Source organism: Streptomyces tendae (assembly GCF_014650435.1).
GTDB classification, from domain to species: domain Bacteria; phylum Actinomycetota; class Actinomycetes; order Streptomycetales; family Streptomycetaceae; genus Streptomyces; species Streptomyces tendae.
The window spans coordinates 104,420-119,433 of the sequence record NZ_BMUY01000012.1; the positions used below are offsets into that span (position 1 = coordinate 104,420).

General features: G+C 74.2%; 14 protein-coding genes and 1 pseudogene. 5 read left to right on the plus strand and 10 right to left on the minus strand.

The window, feature by feature from the left end; genetic code table 11:
• Positions 1–75: 75 nt before the first annotated feature.
• The 4 genes from egtD to egtA are packed head-to-tail and all read right to left on the minus strand — an operon-like array spanning position 76 to position 4,476.
• Positions 76–1,047, minus strand: coding sequence for an L-histidine N(alpha)-methyltransferase (gene egtD / locus IE258_RS29025; RefSeq protein WP_189748306.1), 972 nt, complete (start codon positions 1,045–1,047; stop codon positions 76–78).
• Positions 1,044–1,844, minus strand: a complete 801-nt coding sequence (egtC, locus tag IE258_RS29030; RefSeq protein WP_189748307.1) for an ergothioneine biosynthesis protein EgtC — start codon at positions 1,842–1,844, stop codon at positions 1,044–1,046. Before egtC ends, egtD begins: the two co-directional genes overlap by 4 nt.
• The gene (egtB, locus tag IE258_RS29035; RefSeq protein ID WP_189748309.1) at positions 1,844–3,178 is read right to left on the minus strand and encodes an ergothioneine biosynthesis protein EgtB; all 1,335 of its coding nucleotides are present in this window, start codon (positions 3,176–3,178) and stop codon (positions 1,844–1,846) included. The genes egtC and egtB overlap by 1 nt, the downstream gene beginning before the upstream one ends.
• Complete coding sequence (gene egtA / locus IE258_RS29040; protein ID WP_189748311.1) at positions 3,178–4,476, minus strand: ergothioneine biosynthesis glutamate--cysteine ligase EgtA; 1,299 nt, start codon at positions 4,474–4,476, stop codon at positions 3,178–3,180. Before egtA ends, egtB begins: the two co-directional genes overlap by 1 nt.
• A gap of 286 nt (positions 4,477–4,762) precedes the next feature.
• On the opposite strand from egtA, the gene IE258_RS29045 reads away from it, so the two are divergent.
• Positions 4,763–5,602 (plus strand): TIGR02452 family protein, encoded by an 840-nt coding sequence (locus IE258_RS29045; RefSeq protein ID WP_189748313.1) that lies wholly within the window; start codon positions 4,763–4,765, stop codon positions 5,600–5,602.
• Here the strand turns inward: IE258_RS29045 and IE258_RS29050 are convergent.
• Positions 5,587–6,051, minus strand: coding sequence for a type II toxin-antitoxin system PemK/MazF family toxin (locus IE258_RS29050; RefSeq protein WP_189748315.1), 465 nt, complete (start codon positions 6,049–6,051; stop codon positions 5,587–5,589). The two genes, IE258_RS29045 and IE258_RS29050, sit on opposite strands and share 16 nt — an antisense overlap.
• 133 nt (positions 6,052–6,184) lie before the next feature.
• On the opposite strand from IE258_RS29050, the gene IE258_RS29055 reads away from it, so the two are divergent.
• Both IE258_RS29055 and IE258_RS29060 read left to right on the plus strand, forming a co-directional pair.
• Positions 6,185–7,075 carry an NAD(P)-dependent oxidoreductase gene (locus IE258_RS29055; protein WP_189748317.1) on the plus strand — a complete coding sequence of 297 codons (891 nt, stop codon included), beginning with the start codon at positions 6,185–6,187 and terminating at the stop codon, positions 7,073–7,075.
• A gap of 87 nt (positions 7,076–7,162) precedes the next feature.
• Positions 7,163–7,523, plus strand: a pseudogene (locus tag IE258_RS29060) (pyridoxamine 5'-phosphate oxidase family protein).
• On the opposite strand, the gene IE258_RS29065 reads toward IE258_RS29060, so the two are convergent.
• From IE258_RS29065 to IE258_RS29075, 3 genes are all read right to left on the minus strand, one after another.
• Complete coding sequence (locus IE258_RS29065) at positions 7,453–9,591, minus strand: MMPL family transporter (RefSeq protein WP_189748319.1); 2,139 nt, start codon at positions 9,589–9,591, stop codon at positions 7,453–7,455. The pseudogene IE258_RS29060 and the gene IE258_RS29065 overlap by 71 nt on opposite strands.
• A gap of 223 nt (positions 9,592–9,814) precedes the next feature.
• The gene (locus IE258_RS29070) at positions 9,815–10,129 is read right to left on the minus strand and encodes a hypothetical protein (RefSeq protein WP_161381639.1); all 315 of its coding nucleotides are present in this window, start codon (positions 10,127–10,129) and stop codon (positions 9,815–9,817) included.
• Positions 10,126–10,497: an ArsR/SmtB family transcription factor gene (locus IE258_RS29075; protein WP_189748321.1), complete on the minus strand. Its 372-nt coding sequence runs from the start codon at positions 10,495–10,497 to the stop codon at positions 10,126–10,128. The genes IE258_RS29070 and IE258_RS29075 overlap by 4 nt, the downstream gene beginning before the upstream one ends.
• A 248-nt stretch (positions 10,498–10,745) precedes the next feature.
• On the opposite strand from IE258_RS29075, the gene IE258_RS29080 reads away from it, so the two are divergent.
• Both IE258_RS29080 and IE258_RS29085 read left to right on the plus strand, forming a co-directional pair.
• A complete protein-coding gene (locus IE258_RS29080) occupies positions 10,746–11,174 on the plus strand; it encodes a VOC family protein (protein ID WP_189748323.1) in 429 nt (142 codons plus the stop codon).
• A gap of 137 nt (positions 11,175–11,311) precedes the next feature.
• Positions 11,312–12,364: a hypothetical protein gene (locus IE258_RS29085; protein ID WP_229892501.1), complete on the plus strand. Its 1,053-nt coding sequence runs from the start codon at positions 11,312–11,314 to the stop codon at positions 12,362–12,364.
• A 337-nt stretch (positions 12,365–12,701) separates the two neighbouring features.
• Here the strand turns inward: IE258_RS29085 and IE258_RS29090 are convergent, their stop codons facing one another.
• Positions 12,702–13,985, minus strand: a complete 1,284-nt coding sequence (locus IE258_RS29090) for an MFS transporter (protein WP_189748326.1) — start codon at positions 13,983–13,985, stop codon at positions 12,702–12,704.
• An 84-nt stretch (positions 13,986–14,069) separates the two neighbouring features.
• Complete coding sequence (locus IE258_RS29095) at positions 14,070–14,975, minus strand: alpha/beta fold hydrolase (protein ID WP_229892502.1); 906 nt, start codon at positions 14,973–14,975, stop codon at positions 14,070–14,072.
• Between the last annotated feature and the right edge of the window lie 39 nt (positions 14,976–15,014).

Consider the following 15,014-nt stretch of genomic DNA (forward strand, 5'->3'; position numbering starts at 1 on the left):
CCGCGGGCCGGTACCCCGGCCCGACGTCCCGGCCGCGGCGCCGCGGACCCGTGTCCCGGGCCCGGCGCCGCGGGCTCAGCGCGCCACGCTCAGCGACAGGGCGAAACGCCCCTCGGCGTCCGTCCACCAGTGGGCCAGGTCGAGCCCGGCCGCCGCCAGCTCCACCCGCACCCCCTCCCGCCGGAACTTCGCGGACACCTCGGTGCGCAGCTCCTCCCCGTCCGCGAAGTCCACGGCCAGGTCGAGCTCCTGGATCTTCACGGTCTGCGCGGTGCGCGAACGCAGCCGCATCTCGATCCACTCCCGTTCGGCGTTCCAGATCGCCACGTGATCGAAGGCCGCGGGCGCGAAGTCGGCCTCCAGTTCGCGGTTGACCACGGACAGCACGTTCTTGTTGAACTCGGCCGTCACCCCGGCCGCGTCGTCGTACGCGCGGACCAGCACCCCCTCGTCCTTCACCAGGTCCGTGCCCAGCAACAGGGAGTCCCCCGGGGCCAGCAGGGCGCGGACGGAGGACAGGAAGGCGGCGCGCTCCTCGGGCAGCAGGTTGCCGATGGTGCCGCCGAGGAACGCCACCAGGCGGGGTCCCGGAGTGTCGGGCAGCGTCAGCCCGGCCGTGAAGTCGGCGATCAGCGCGTGCACCTGGAGGCCGGGACGCTCGGCGACCAGCGCCTGCCCGGCCTGGACGAGGGCGCTCTCGCTCACGTCGACCGGTACGTAGCCGCGCAGCCCGTTCTGCCCGGTCAGCGCGTCGAGCAGCACCCGCGTCTTCTCCGAGGAGCCGGAACCCAGCTCCACCAGGGTGCGGGCGCCGGTCGCCGCCGCGATCTCCCCGGCCCGGTCGACGAGGATCTCCCGCTCGGCCCGGGTCGGGTAGTACTCGGGCAGCGTGGTGATCGCCTCGAACAGCTCGCTGCCCCGCGCGTCGTAGAACCACTTCGGCGGCAGCCACTTGGGCGTGCTCGTCAGGCCCGCCAGGACGTCGGCGCGCAGGGCGGCGTCCGTGGCGTCCTCGGGCAGCGTCCGGGTCAGACGGAACTGGCTCACGTGCGGGGCTCCTTCGCAGAGACGAAAGCGTCTGCCGGGGCGGTTTCGCCCGGCTCCTTGAGCGGGGTGAGCCGCACGTCCGTGCCGCTCGCCGCGAGCAGGGTGCGGTCGGGGACCTCCTGCCAGTGCGGGTCGTCGTCGTAGGGCTCCGAGGCGACGACCGTGCCGCCACCGGGGCGGGACCGGTACCACAGGGTGTCGCCCCAGGTGGTGGCGGTGACGGTGGAGCCGTTGGTGAGGAGCAGGTTGAGCCGGGAGGCGGGGGCCGCCGCGGCGACCTCCAGCACCGTCTCGGCCATCGCCCGGCCCGCGTCGTCCCCGGCGCGCAGCCGGGCCAGGACCAGCGCCCACACGAGCGCCGAGTCGTTGCGCGCCTCCAGCGAGAGCAGCTCACCGGGCGGCAGCGTCGCGGCCACCGGAGCCAGCGACCCCGGCCAGCCCGCCACGGCTCCGTTGTGGCTGAACAGCCAGGTCCCCGCGGCGAACGGCGCGGCGGCCGCCTCTGCGTCGGCACCGGCCAGCGTCGCGTCCCGCACCGCCGCGAGCAGCGCGCCGGTCCGCACCACCCGCGCCAGGTCGGCGAAGGACTGGTCCGCCCAGATCGGGCCGGCCCGCCGGTACCGGGCGGGTACCGGGTCGCCCTCGGCGTACCAGCCGACGCCGAACCCGTCGGCGTTGACCGTGCCGTACCGCTGGTGCCGCGGCGCCCACGACTGGCGGTACAGACCGTGCGGCGGCGTCACGAGGAGTTCTCCGAGCGGCTCCGCGGGGCCCACATAGGCCAGGTGTCGGCACATCAGACGGCCTCCGCCGACCGGGCGGTGCGGAACCCGGAGAAGATCTGCCGCCGGATCGGATAGTCCCAGTTGCGGAACGTGCCCCGGCAGGCCACCGCGTCCACGGCGAAGGAACCGCCGCGCAGCACCTTGTACTCGGGACCGAAGAACACCTCCGAGTACTCCTTGTACGGGAACGCCCTGAAGCCCGGGTACGGGGCGAAGTCGCTCGACGTCCACTCCCAGACGTCGCCGATCAACTGCCGTACGCCGAGCGGCGACTCACCGGCCGGGTAGCTGCCCGCGGGCGCCGGGCGCAGGTGCCGCTGCCCCAGGTTGGCGTGCTCGGGGCCCGGGTCGGCGTCGCCCCACGGATAGCGCATGGCGCGGTCGCCGGCCGGGTCGTACCGGGCGGCCTTCTCCCACTCGGCCTCGGTGGGCAGCCGGCGCCCGGCCCAGCGGGCGTACGCGTCGGCCTCGTACCAGGACACGTGCAGCACCGGCTCGTCGGCCGGCACCACCTCGGTCACCCCGAAGCGGCGCCGCAGCCACTGCCCGCCGTCCCGGCGCCAGAACAGCGGGGCGGTGACGGCGTGCCGGCGGATGTGGTCCCAGCCCTCGGGGGTCCACCAGCGCGGGTCGTCGTAGCCGCCGTCGTCGATGAACGCCCGGTAGGCCCCGTTGGTCACCGGGACGGTGTCGATGAAGTACGGCGCCACCTCGCGCCGGTGCGCGGGGCGTTCGTTGTCCAGGGCCCAGGGCTCGGTCGAGGTGCCCATGGTGAACGGACCGCCCGGCACCAGGACCTCGGCAGGCCCGGTGAACAGCCCCGCCGGCTCGGGGTCGGGCGCGGTCAGCGCCTGCGGCCCCTTGCGTAACTGGTGCGTGATCAGCATGGTCTCGTCGTGCTGCTGCTCGTGCTGGGCGATCATCCCGAAGGCGAAACCCGCCTCCGTCAGCCGCGTCCCGTCGAACGCGGTGCGCTCCAGCACGTCCAGGGCCCGGCCGCGCACGTCGGCCGCGTACCGGCGGGCCTCGACGGGCGACAGCAGCGGCAGGCTCGGCCGCTCGGAGCGGGGATGCTCGAAGGCGTCGTACAGAGTGTCGATCTCCGGGCGTATCGCCTCCTGCCCGGCGACCGCGCGCAGCAGCCACTGCTCCTCCTGGTTGCCGATGTGCGCCAGGTCCCACACCAGCGGGGACATCAGCGGCGACACCTGGGCGGTCAGGTCGGGGCCCTCCACGCAGCTGGTCAGCAGCGTGGTGCGCTCGCGGGCGGTGACCAGCGTGGTCAGGGCCCGCTCCCGCAGGGCCTCGGCGGCGGTGGTCGTGGGCGCGTCGGTGGGGTCGGTCATCAGCGGGTCTCCCTCCCGTGCGGGCCACGGTCCGCGCCGCCCGGCATGTCCAGCAGATCGTCGGCGGGGCAGCGGCCCCTGAGCACATAGCGCTCCAGGTACCCGGCGACGGCGTCCGTCACCTCGGTGCCGGCGCCGAGCCGGGGCAGCGCGGCGAGCGCCGCCCTGAAGCAGGTGACGGCCGCCTCGCACAGCTCGGGATCCGTCAGCGCGGCACGGGCCGCGTCCTCGTACAGCGGGTTGTGCGGCGCGGGCAGCCCCAGCGTGCGCTCGGCCAGCGGCTTGACGGCCCGGTAGGCGGTCTCGGTGGCCTCCGGGTCGTCGAACAGCGCGGCGGTCACCGCCAGCGGCACGATCCAGCCGTCGTCCCCGGGCTGCGCGTCGATCATCCGCAGCTCCAGATGGCCGCGCGGCCGTACCGGCGGGAAGAGCGTGGTCAGGTGGTAGTCCAGGTCCTCCCGGGTCGGCGGCCGCGGCACCAGCTCGCGGGTCCACTCCCGCAGGGTCAGCCCCTGAGGCACGTCCCACGGCCCGCCGTCGCGGCGTACGCACATCACCGGGGCGTCCAGCACGTGCCGCGTCCAGGCACCGCGCGGGTCGGTGTTCAGCGGGGGGCCGCCCGCCCGGCCGGCACCGATCTGCGTCCAGCGCAGCTGCCGGGTCGACCGCCAGCCGGTGGGCCGGCCGCCGGACAGCGGGGAGTTGGCGAACGCGGCCAGCAGGACGGCGCCCAGGTGATGGGCCAGCCACCACCGGCGTACGTGACCCATCGGGCCGGGCTCCTCGTGCCCGGCGTCCACGCACACCTGCACCGAGGCGGAGGCGCACATCATGAAGCGGCCACCGGGACCGGTGCGGTCGAGACATGCCTCCATGGCGTCGTAGCGCGGCTGCCGCAGATAGCGGCGCGGCGCCTGCCAGGGATCGTGGCCGAGGCCGACCAGGGCGAGACCGTCCTCGCGCAGTACGGCGCGGACGGCGTCGAGGTCGGCGGAGACGGAGCGGACGCACTCCGTCAGCGAGGCGGCGGGGAGCGAACTCAGCTCCAGCTGGCCGCCGGGTTCGACGGTCAGCGCCGACCTCAGGGGCACGGCCCGCAGCGCGGTGTACACCGCCTGGAGCCGTTCGGGTGACACGGGGAGCCGCGGCGCGCGCAGCTCGTGGACGAGCCATTCCACCTCGACACCGAGGAGCCTGGGTGGACCGGTCTTGAAGCAGATGCCGCGGACCAGCGCCTCGACCTCGGCCTCACTGACGGCGGTACGTGGCTGGATACAGCCACCAACCGAATCGGACATGTCGGGATCCTCCTGAGATTCCACCATGCCGCCGGCCCTTCTGCGGTGGGCCGGGTCGGCACACTCGTCCCACCCAAGACCCTCGTGCCGTTCCGCACAAGGGTGCATTTCGGGACGTTCCCGCTCGGTAATCTCCGCGATCCGCCTGTTTCCAGGGGCTTTCCACGTCGTTCGCCGGTCGGGAAACTCCGTTGCACCGCATCCCCAGCATCACCCAGGATTCCCCCATGAGCACGACGGGGGAGACCGCGCCGCGCGCGGTCACGGCGTCCACGGGGGTGGCGCCGTGAGCGCGCGCCTGCGGGGCATCGCACAGCAGACGGAGCAGATCGTCGCGGCCGGGTCCTACCGCACGTCCGACGGCCGAGAGGTGTCCCTCGCGGCGGCGGTCGGGGCGGCGAGGGACGGTACGCGGATGTACGGACCGGGGCCCGTCGAGGTGGCCGTCCCCGACCGGGGACGGACGGTCTTCGAGGTCACCGGCGAGAGCAGCCTGGAGGCCGCCCGACGGCTCGGCGGCGACGTCGCCGTGCTCAACTTCGCCTCCGCGCGCAACCCCGGCGGCGGCTATCTCAATGGCGCCCAGGCCCAGGAGGAGGCCCTGTGCCGGGCCTCCGCCCTGTACACCTGCCTGCTGCGGGCGCGCGAGTTCTACGACCACCACCGCGCCCACCGAGACCCGTTCTACACGGACCGCGTCGTCCACTCGCCCGGCGTGCCCGTCTTCCGCGACGACCGGGGCCGCCTGCTGGACGAGCCGTTCAGGGCCGGATTCCTGACCTCCGCCGCACCCAACGCGGGCGTGGTGCTGCGCACGGCCCCGCAGCGCGCCGCCGACCTGCCCGCCGCCCTCACCGTGCGCGCCGAGCGGGTGCTCGAGACGGCCGCGGCCCACGGGTACCGGCGGCTGGTCCTCGGCGCCTGGGGCTGCGGCGTGTTCCGCAACGACCCCGCCCGGGTGGCGGGCGCGTTCCGGACGCTGCTCGGCCCCGGCGGACGATTCGCCGGTGCCTTCGAACGGGTGGCGTTCGGCATCCTGGACCGCACCCCGGGCGCCACCGTCCGGGCGGCCTTCGAGCGTGCCTTCCCGGAGGGCGCCGGCCGTCCCGGTCAGCTCCAGCCGTAGCGCTCCCGCAGCCGCTGCCGTACGAGGTTGAAGCGCATCCGGTCCAGGGCGCACGCCTCGCGGCGCATCCCGGCGTCGTGCAGCCGCAGCACCCGGTCCACGTCCACCCAGGAGTCCCGCCCGGAGCGGTCCCACGGCCCGCTCCCGATCGGCACCCACTCCCGGTCCCCGTCGTGCCGCTTGCTGGACAGCTGCACCGCCAGCACCGTCCCTGCATCCTCCCGGGCCACCACGAGCACGGGCCGGTCCTTGCCCCGGCCGTCCGCCTCCTCGAAGGGCACCCACGTCCAGACGATCTCGCCGGGATCGGGGTCGCCGTCGTGCGCGGGGGAGTACTCCGTCCGCACCCGGCCCACCTCCCGCGGGTCGGCCTCGGTGGTGGCGGCGGGTCCGTAACGGCCCGGGGCGGTCTCGCCGTTGCTGTCGATGTCGTCGGTGAAGGCGTTCACGGCCGTACCGTACGGGACGGGGCCGCGCGGACGCGCGGGGACCCGCGTCCGGTGGCAGGCTGGGCCCCCGGGCCCGGCTCGCAGGAGCCCGGCCACCGGCGACACGAGACAGTACGAGTCAGAAGGCGACGTCATGACCGACCAGCTCACCGTGAGCGTCCTGGGCACCGGCATCATGGGTGCCGCGATGGCCCGCAACCTCGCCCGCGCCGGACACACCGTCCGGGTGTGGAACCGCAGCCGGGCCAAGGCCGAGCCGCTGGCCGCCGACGGCGCGCACGTCGCCGGCAGCCCGGACGAGGCGGTGAGCGGCGCCGACGTCGTCCTCACGATGCTCTACGACGGCCCGGCCGCCCTCGACGTGATGCGGCGGGCCGCGCCCGGCCTGCGGCCCGGCACCGTGTGGGCGCAGTCCACCACCGCGGGCGTCGACGCGGTCGCCGACCTGGCCGCCTTCGCCCACGAGCACGGCCTCGTCTTCTTCGACGCACCCGTCCTCGGCACCAAGCAGCCCGCCGAGGCCGGTCAGCTGCTGGTACTGGCGGCCGGTCCCGGCGCGGCGCGGGACACCGTCGCGCCCGTGTTCGACGCCGTCGGCTCGCGCACCGTGTGGACCGGCGAGGACGGCGCGGCCGGCAGCGCCACCCGGCTGAAACTGGTGGCCAACAGCTGGGTCCTCGCCGTCACCAACGCCGGTGGCGAGACCCTCTCGCTCGCCAAGGCGCTGGGCGTGGACCCGGACGCCTTCTTCGACGCCATCGCCGGCGGCCCGCTCGACATGGGCTACCTGCGGGCCAAGGCCGGCCTGATCCGCGACGGCGCGCTGACGCCGGCCCAGTTCGCCGTCGGCACCGCCGAGAAGGACGCCCGCCTGATCGTCGAGGCCGGCGAGGCGAACGGCGTCCGGCTGGACCTCGCCGCGGCCGGTGCGCAGCGGTTCGCCCGCGCCGCCGCCCAGGGACACGGCGACGAGGACATGGCGGCGGCCTACTTCGCCAGTTTCGAGGAGAAGGCGACCGACTGAGCCCGCCCGGGGTACCGGGTGACCGAGACACCCCGGCGCGGGCGACCGGACCCGGCGCCGGACCACACCGAATCGCGAGGAGCCCGTATGTCCAAGCCGCCGCTGCCGCCCGAGGCCGTCGATCTGCTGCGCCGACCCAACCCGGGACGACGACGGCCGGGTGCTGATCAACCTCGACGCGGGCCGCGTGCGCCTGGGACACCTGCGCCGCGACCCGCGCGTCACGCTCACCGTTCTCGCGGGCGACGACTGGTACACCCACGTCACCCTGATCGGCCGCGTCGCCGAGATGCGCGACGACGAGGACCTCTCCGGCATCGACCGCCTCTCCCGGCACTACACGGGCAACCCGTACCCGGACCGGGAGCGCCCCCGGGTCAGCGCCTGGATCGAGGTGGAGCGCTGGCACGGGTGGGGGGCGATGAAGGACAGTTCCCAGTCCGGCTGACGGTCGCCGCCTCCTCCCGCGCCGGGCGCCGGAACAGCGCGCCCGGCCACCAGAACCGGCGGCCCAGGTCGAGCGCGAGAGCGGGCACCAGCACCGTGCGCACCAGGAAGGTGTCCAACAGGACGCCGATCCCCACCAGGACGCCCATCTGCGCCATGGTCACCAGCGGCAGCCCGGCGAAGACGGCGAAGGTCGCGGCGAGGACGACGCCGGCGGAGGTGATGACCCCGCCGGTGCTGGTCAGGCCCTCCAGCACGCCCCGGGCGTGACCGAGCCGGGCGGTCTCCTCACGCACCCGGTGCATCAGGAAGATGTTGTAGTCGATGCCCAGGGCGACCAGGAACACGAAGCCCATCAGCGGAATCGACCAGTCGACCCCGGCGAAGCCCAGCACGTGCTCGAAGAGCAGGTTCGACGCGCCCAGCGCCGCCAGGTACGACAGCACCACGGTGGCCAGGAGCAGCAGCGGGGCGACCAGGGCGCGCAGCAGCCCGACCAGGACGGCCAGGACCACCAGGAGCACGATCGGAACGACCGTGGTCAGGTCGCGGCCGGCGGCCCGCTGGGTGTCCAGGTACTGCGCGGTGGTGCCGCCCACGAGCGCGTCCGCGCCCGGCACCCGGTGCACGGCGTCCCGGAGGCCGTCGACCGTGTCCTTGGCACGCTCGCTGTCCGGGGTGTCCGCCAGGACGACCGACAGCTGGGTGCGGCCGCCGTCGGGCGTGCGGTCGCCTCCGGCCTCCACCCGGGCCACGCCCCCGACGTCCGCCGCGGCTCGCCGTACCGCGTCGGCGTGCGCCGTGGCCGTGACGATCTTCACCGGATCGGAGGCGCCCGACGGGTAGTGGGCCGAGATCCGCTCCTGGGCGACGACGGACTCCGGCTTGTCCTGGAACATCTCCTCCTGGGTCAGCCCCATGGACAGGCCGGCCGTGCTGAGCGCGAGGACACCGGTGACGGCCACCGACATCAGCCACGACCAGCGGGGGCGCCGGGCGACCGCGGACCCGATGCGGGACCACACCGTGCGCGACGCGCGGGCGGGCGTACCGGCCCGCGGCACGAAGGGCCAGAACACCCAGCGGCCGGTGACGACGAGAAGGGCCGGGAGCACGGTGACCATCGCCAGGAAGGCGCAGACCACGCCCACGGCGCCCACCAGTCCCAGCGAGCGCGAGGAGTTGATGTCGGCGAAGCCCAGACAGGCCAGGCCCGCCGCGATGGTGCCGGCCGACGCCAGGACCGCCGGGCCCGAGCGGACCAGCGCGATGCGCATCGCCTCGTGCCGGTCGGCGAGGCGGTGCAACTCCTCGCGGTAGCGGGCGATGAGGAGCAGCGCGTAGTCGGTGCCGACACCGAAGACGAGCACCATCAGCACGCCCGAACTCTGCGGGTCCACCGGCAGCCCCGCGTACCGGGCCAGCAGATAGGTCCCGACCTGGGTGAGGACGGCCGCGAAGCCCACGGACAGCAGCGGCAGCAGCCACAGCACGGGGCTGCGGTACGTGATGAGCAGCAGGACGGCCACCACCAGCCCGGTGGCGAGCATCAGCGTGGTGTCCAGGCTGTCGAAGACGGCGACCTGGTCGGTGAGCGACCCCGCCGGTCCGCCGACGACGACGTCCACGCCGGGCGGCGCGTTCGCGCCCAGGGACTCGCGCAGTTCGTCGATCGTGCCGGTGACGTCGTCGTCGCCGTCCAGCGGCACCACCGTCATCAGCGCCTTCCCGTCCTCGGACGGGAACGGCGGCGACACCTGCTCGCCCGCGGCGGCGTACCGGGCGAGGAGGTCTCGGTCGGCGGCCGCCTGCGCCTTCGCCCCCTCACCGGTGTGGACGACGACGGCGGGCATCAGCGTGTCCGTGCGGAACCTCTCCAGTTCCGTGTTGACCCGCGCGGACTCCGCGCCACGCGGCAGGAAGGCGTTGGCGCCCGTGTCCTCGACGTCGCCCAGCCGGCCGGCCAGCGGACCCAGCGCGACGGCCACGATCAGCCAGACCGCCAGTACGTACCACTTGCCGCGCCGCCCACCGGGTGCACGGGCCACACGCCGCAACAGCGCACGCATGAGTAATCTCCTCCATGGGGAACGCGCCCACCGGTCGACCGACCGGTGCCAGGGCGCACGGGACCCGCACCGCGGCGCTCAGGTGTGTCGGCCTGCCGCGGTGTACGGGACGGGCGTGTGTCTCGGGTGCGACATCGATGCGATGTCGGGTGTGTTCCGCCGTGGTACGGCCGGGAGTTGCCGCTCCCGGCCGTGCCCGTGCGGCGGCGCCTGCCGGCGGCGGCTATTCGATCTCGCGCATCATCTTCTCCATCGACCCGACCGCGAGCCGGGTCTGGGTCAGCTCGTCGAGGGTCTGCCGCTGCTCCTCCGCCGTGCGGCGCTGCAACTCCACCGTGTCCTCCAGGAGTCGGGCGTACCGCGTGGCGAGTTCCTTGTACTGCTCCTCGCGCGCCGCCAGCATCCGGGCCCGCCAGGTGGCGGCGACCTGCCAGACGATCACGATCATCAGGCCGAAGAACCCGGCCGCGCCCACGGCGCCGACCAGGACCCCCAGCTCCTCTCCCCCTGCGGCGAGACTCACCACGTCCTCGTTCACTTCGCTTCCTCTTTCGCACTCCGGCCGGCGGTCCGGTCGGTCTCGGTGGTGTCGGTGATCGTCGCGGCCGCCTGCGCGACGACCCGCGGGGTGAGCTCGTAGAAGAACGGCGTGACGTCGTAGTACTTCACCGTCTTGCCGTCCTCCGCGACCTCGAGCGTGCCGGCGACCAGTCCCGCGGCCTCCAGCCGTTGCAGGTGCATGTGCAGCAGCGGACGGCCCATGCCGATCAGCCGGGCCAGAGCGCTGACGTAGTTCCGGCTCTCCATGAGTGCCGCGACGATCCGCATGCGGTGCGGGTTGCCGAGCGCGGAGAGCACCTTGAGCAACTCGTCACCGGTCGGTGCCGGAGGTGGGGCCTCGGGCATCGCACCCCTTTCCGTGGTACCTGTCAGGAAACGCTGACAGGGGTCGCGGCCACCTGTCAAAGATTCCTGACACATATCAGGGACACATCAGGGACACGTCGGGGACCCGTCGGGGATCTCTCGGGGGCGGAAAAGGGGTGGGCCGGGGACGGGTCCGGGACGTAGGATCTCCGCGCGGCATCGCGTGTCGGTCACCGTCCGGGTGAGGCATGGAGGCGCCGCGGAGATGCCCGTGGAGGCATTGACCCGTGTCAGTCGAGTTCAACCACACCATCGTTCTCTCCCAGGACAGGGAGACGTCCGCCCACTTCCTCGCCAAAGTCCTCGGTCTCGAGGTCGGCGAACCGGCCGGGATGTTCCTGCCCGTGACGACCGCCAACGGCGTCACCCTCGATTTCGCCACCGTCGACATCGACATCCCCGTGCAGCACTACGCGTTCCTCGTCTCCGAGGACGAGTTCGACGCCGTCCTCGCCCGCCTCGTCGAGGGCGGGATCCCCATCCAGGCCGACCCGCAGGGCCGGCACCCGCGCCGGATCAACCGCAACGACGGCGGCAGGGGCGTGTACTTCACCGACCCCTCCGGGCACGGCATGGAGGCATTCACCCGCCCGTACGGCAGTGACCCGTCCTCGCCGCTGAACGGCGTCACCGAGGACGTACCCGGGGCCAGCTGACCCTCGCCCCCAACGCCGTCGCGCGTCCGTCGTGGGAACGGTTGTCAGACCCCCTCCGCATACTGGTGGCCTCGAAGTGCCGGATGCGAGGGGGACTGGCCGTGCGGATGCGGACGGTGTACAGGGGTGAACTCACGGTGGCTCACGGGCGGTTCCACGTGGACAGCCGCCGTGAACCGAGGGGGCCGATTCCGTCGGAGGCATGCGCCGGACAGACCAACGGCCTGTGCGGCGCGGCCGTCCCGGGCTGTCTCTTCCTGTGCACGGGCCTCAGCAGCGGAAGAGTCGCGCTGACCGTCGAGGTGCACGGCGCCGCGCCGCCCCTCGAGGACCGCTGGGAGGACGTGGTGGAGGCGTCGTTCCGGCCGCTGACCGCCTCGACCGCCGTGCTGCCCTGCGACCACGGCGCCCTGTGCGAGCTGGCCCTGCCACCCGCCCACCACCGGGTGCGCTACTGCGGACGCGGCATGGACGGCGGTGCGGGGGCCGCGTCCGCCACGGCCCCGGGCGCGGGGCCGGTCGGCCAGTACCTGCTGCAGTTCTGGCCGGCTCCGCCCAGCGCGGACCGGGTCGTCCGGCAGACCTCACGCAGCGCCGCACGCCGGCACCACTACGCGCGTGCCCTGGAGCCGCCCGTTTCGGGACAGCCGACCGAGCGGGAGCGCGCCGAGATCCGGTCCTGGGGCGGACGACTGCCCAGCCGGCGGGTACGGGAGGCCGGCGCCGACGCACGGGGGCTCGTCCCGCTGGACCGGGACCTGCTCGACGCCGTCGACGCGGCGTGCCCGGCCACCCAGCGCGGCCTGGCCCGCTGGGCCGCCCGCCGCGCCTTCACCGCCGCAGGACTGGAAGGCGTCGACTGGATCGCGGCCGCGCTGATCGCCCTGGACCGGGGAGAGCCGCTGCCGGCCCCCTTCGACGACCCCCGGCGGACCTGGGACCGGTTCTTCACCGACGACCGCACCGCCCTCACCGCACCCGACCCGCCGGGCGGAGGCCATGAGGCCCCGCTGTGCCGGGCCCTGGCCCTGCCCGCCCTGCGCGCCGCCGCCGATCCGGACCCGCTGCGCGCCGCCCTCGGCGCCCTCTTCGCCGCCGCGGTCGCCCACGGAACCGCCTACCCGGCCCTGTTCGCGGAGGCTCGTCGGTGCTTCCCGGACCTGGGCGCAAAGACGCCGCCGGGCGCGTGAGGGAGGGGGCGGCTGACGCGCCTTCGCGTGCCGCGGGCCGGGTCGGGGCGTGAGGGTGGGAGGGCGGGAGGCCGGCGCGGGCGTGAGTGGCGTGCCGACTGGGGTGCTCGGTGCGTCGGTGCCGGCCCGGCCCGCGACGGGGTGCGTCGCCGTAGGGCAAGGGGCGGGGCGGCTGATGGGGCCGTCGCGTCCGGCGGGGCTGGACGCGACCGGAGGAGGCGGGCTTCTAGCGGAGGGTGTGAGCGGCGTGCCGACTGGGGTGGTCGATTCGGCGAGTTCGTCGGGGCTTGGCCCGGGGTGCGGCAGGGTGCGGCGACGTGGGCGTGGCGGTCGGGTCTCATCCGTCGGTGGCGGGCTGGACCGGGGCGGGGGCCGGCGTGCGGGTGCGTCGCGGCAGCAGCAGCGGGGTCGCCAGGAGCAGCGCGCCCGCGAGCGCGACGGCCGTACGCGTCCCGGTCAGACCGGCCAGCAGGCCCCACACCGCGGTCAGCGCCGCGGTCGTCAGCTTCCCACTGACCGTCCAGGCCGACAGAGTGCGCGCCACCAGGTCCGCAGGCGTCAACTCCAGCCGACGGGTGGCGTACACCGGGTTGTACACGCCCACGGACGCGATCAGCCCGAACTCGACGACCATCACCAGGACCAGCCCCCCGGTCCCCGGCCCCACGAAGGCCAGCCCGACGGGCCAGCACACGCGCAGCACGCCAGTGGTGACCAGCACCCGGTGCTCCCCGAAGCGCGCCACGAGCGGCCCGGCCAGCCGCGAGCCGACCAGCCCGCCCAGGCACGGCACGGCGAAGGCGAGAGAGTACTGCCAGGGCGCGAAACCGAGATCGCCCAGCATGAGCACGGCCAGCAGCGGTGCCGTCGCCATGATCAGCCCGTTGACCAGGACCGTGTTGAGGAACAGCGGACGCAGAGCCGGTGAGGCGAGCACGTACCGCCAGCCGTCCAGCAGGTCACCGGCGCGCAACCGGCTCGCCTCCGTGCGCGGCGGGCGCGGCTCCCCGCCCCCGATCGCGCGGATGCCCAGCGCCGAGAGGAGATAGCTGACGGCGTCCGCGGCCACCGTCACCACCGGGCCGAAGAGCCCGATCGCGGCCCCGCCGACCGGGGGCCCGAGCATGGCCGCGGTCCAGGTCGTCGACTCGAACCGGCCGTTGGCCCGCAGCAGGTCCTTCGGTCGCACCAGCGCCTTGAGGCAGGATCCCGCGGCGGCCCTGAAAGTGATGTCGGCCGCGGCGACCACGACCGAGACGACCAGCAGCTGGGCGAAGCCCAGCCGGCCGAAGGCGTACGCGAGCGGCACGCTCAGCAGCACCGCGCACCGGACCAGGTCCATCGCGACCATCACCGGCCGCTTGCGCCGGAACTCCACCCACGGGCCGAGCGGCACGGCCACCACCGCGCCCACCGCGAGACCGGCCGCCGCGAGCGCCCCCACCCGCGCCGGCCCGGCGTCCAGCACCATGACCGCGATCAACGGAAAGGCGTCGAAGGCGAGCCGGGTGCCGAACGTGCTGACCGCGTACGCCGCCCACAACCATTCGAACCGCCGCCCCAACGACCTGCCCCGCACCACGTCCGACTCGACCGCACCCGACTTCGTCACGCCGGACATCCAAGCGAGCCGGGCCGGGCGGATCAAACAACGGTCCTGGCGGCAGGTACAACCGATCGTTGTGCGGGCATGCTCCGACGCTGCCTACCGGGCAACCAGCCCGCGCAGCGCCCCCGCGACCTCGCCAGGCGCCTCCTCCGCCATGAAATGCCCGCAGCCGAGGGTCTCGTGCCGCAGGTCCGGGGCCCACGCACGCCACAGCTCGGCGGCGTCGTACCCGAGGGCCGCGCCCCAGTCCTGCTGGAGCACGGTCACCGGCATCCGCAGCCGGTTGCCGTTCTCCCGGTCCGCCCGGTCGTGCTCGACGTCGATGCCGGCCGAGGCCCGGTAGTCGGCCACGATGGAGGGCACCGCCTCGCGGGAGGCCCTCAGGTAGGCGGCGCGGACGTCGGCGGGCAGGGCGTCCGCGTCCCGGGTCCAGACGTCCAGGAAGTGACCGAAGAACGCGTCCGGCGCGGCGCCGATCAGCTGCTCCGGCAGCCCCGGCGGCTGCGCCATCAGATACAGGTGGAAGCCCACCGCCGCCGTCGTGCCGTGCAGGACGTCCCACATGTCCAGCGTCGGCAGTACGTCCAGCGCGGCCAGGTGCGTCACCGCGTCGGGGTGGTCGAGCCCGGCGCGCACCGCGACCAGCGCGCCCCGGTCGTGACCGGCCAGCGCGAACCGCTCGTGCCCCAGCTCCCGGGCCAGGGCGACCACGTCGGCGGCCATGGTCCGCTTGGCGTACGCGGTGCCGTCCGGGTCGGCGGGCTTGTCGCTGGCGCCGTAGCCGCGCAGGTCGGGGCAGATGACCGTGTGGTCGGCCGCCAGGTCTGCGGCGACGTGCCGCCACATCAGGTGGGTCTGGGGGAAGCCGTGCAGCAGCACGACCGGGCTGCCCGTGCCGCCGACGGCCACGTGCAGGCCGATGCCGTCGGCGACCGTCACACGGTCGTGGGTGAAGCCGGGGATCGTCGGCTCCGTGGTGTTCATGGGGGTCGTGGGGGTCATGGTGGCGGTGGCCCTCTCTGTTCCTGCTCGTCCGTTCCT

Excerpts from the sequence above, each read along its gene's own strand:
- egtC (WP_189748307.1), bottom strand. The coding sequence starts at position 1,844 with ATGTGCCGACACCTGGCCTATGTGGGCCCCGCGGAGCCGCTCGGAGAA.
- IE258_RS29095 (WP_229892502.1), bottom strand. The coding sequence starts at position 14,975 with ATGACCCCCACGACCCCCATGAACACCACGGAGCCGACGATCCCCGGC.
- IE258_RS29090 (WP_189748326.1), bottom strand. The coding sequence starts at position 13,985 with ATGTCCGGCGTGACGAAGTCGGGTGCGGTCGAGTCGGACGTGGTGCGG.
- IE258_RS29065 (WP_189748319.1), bottom strand. The coding sequence starts at position 9,591 with ATGCGTGCGCTGTTGCGGCGTGTGGCCCGTGCACCCGGTGGGCGGCGC.
- egtB (WP_189748309.1), bottom strand. The coding sequence starts at position 3,178 with ATGACCGACCCCACCGACGCGCCCACGACCACCGCCGCCGAGGCCCTG.
- IE258_RS29075 (WP_189748321.1), bottom strand. The coding sequence starts at position 10,497 with ATGCCCGAGGCCCCACCTCCGGCACCGACCGGTGACGAGTTGCTCAAG.
- IE258_RS29055 (WP_189748317.1), top strand. The coding sequence starts at position 6,185 with ATGACCGACCAGCTCACCGTGAGCGTCCTGGGCACCGGCATCATGGGT.
- egtA (WP_189748311.1), bottom strand. The coding sequence starts at position 4,476 with ATGTCCGATTCGGTTGGTGGCTGTATCCAGCCACGTACCGCCGTCAGT.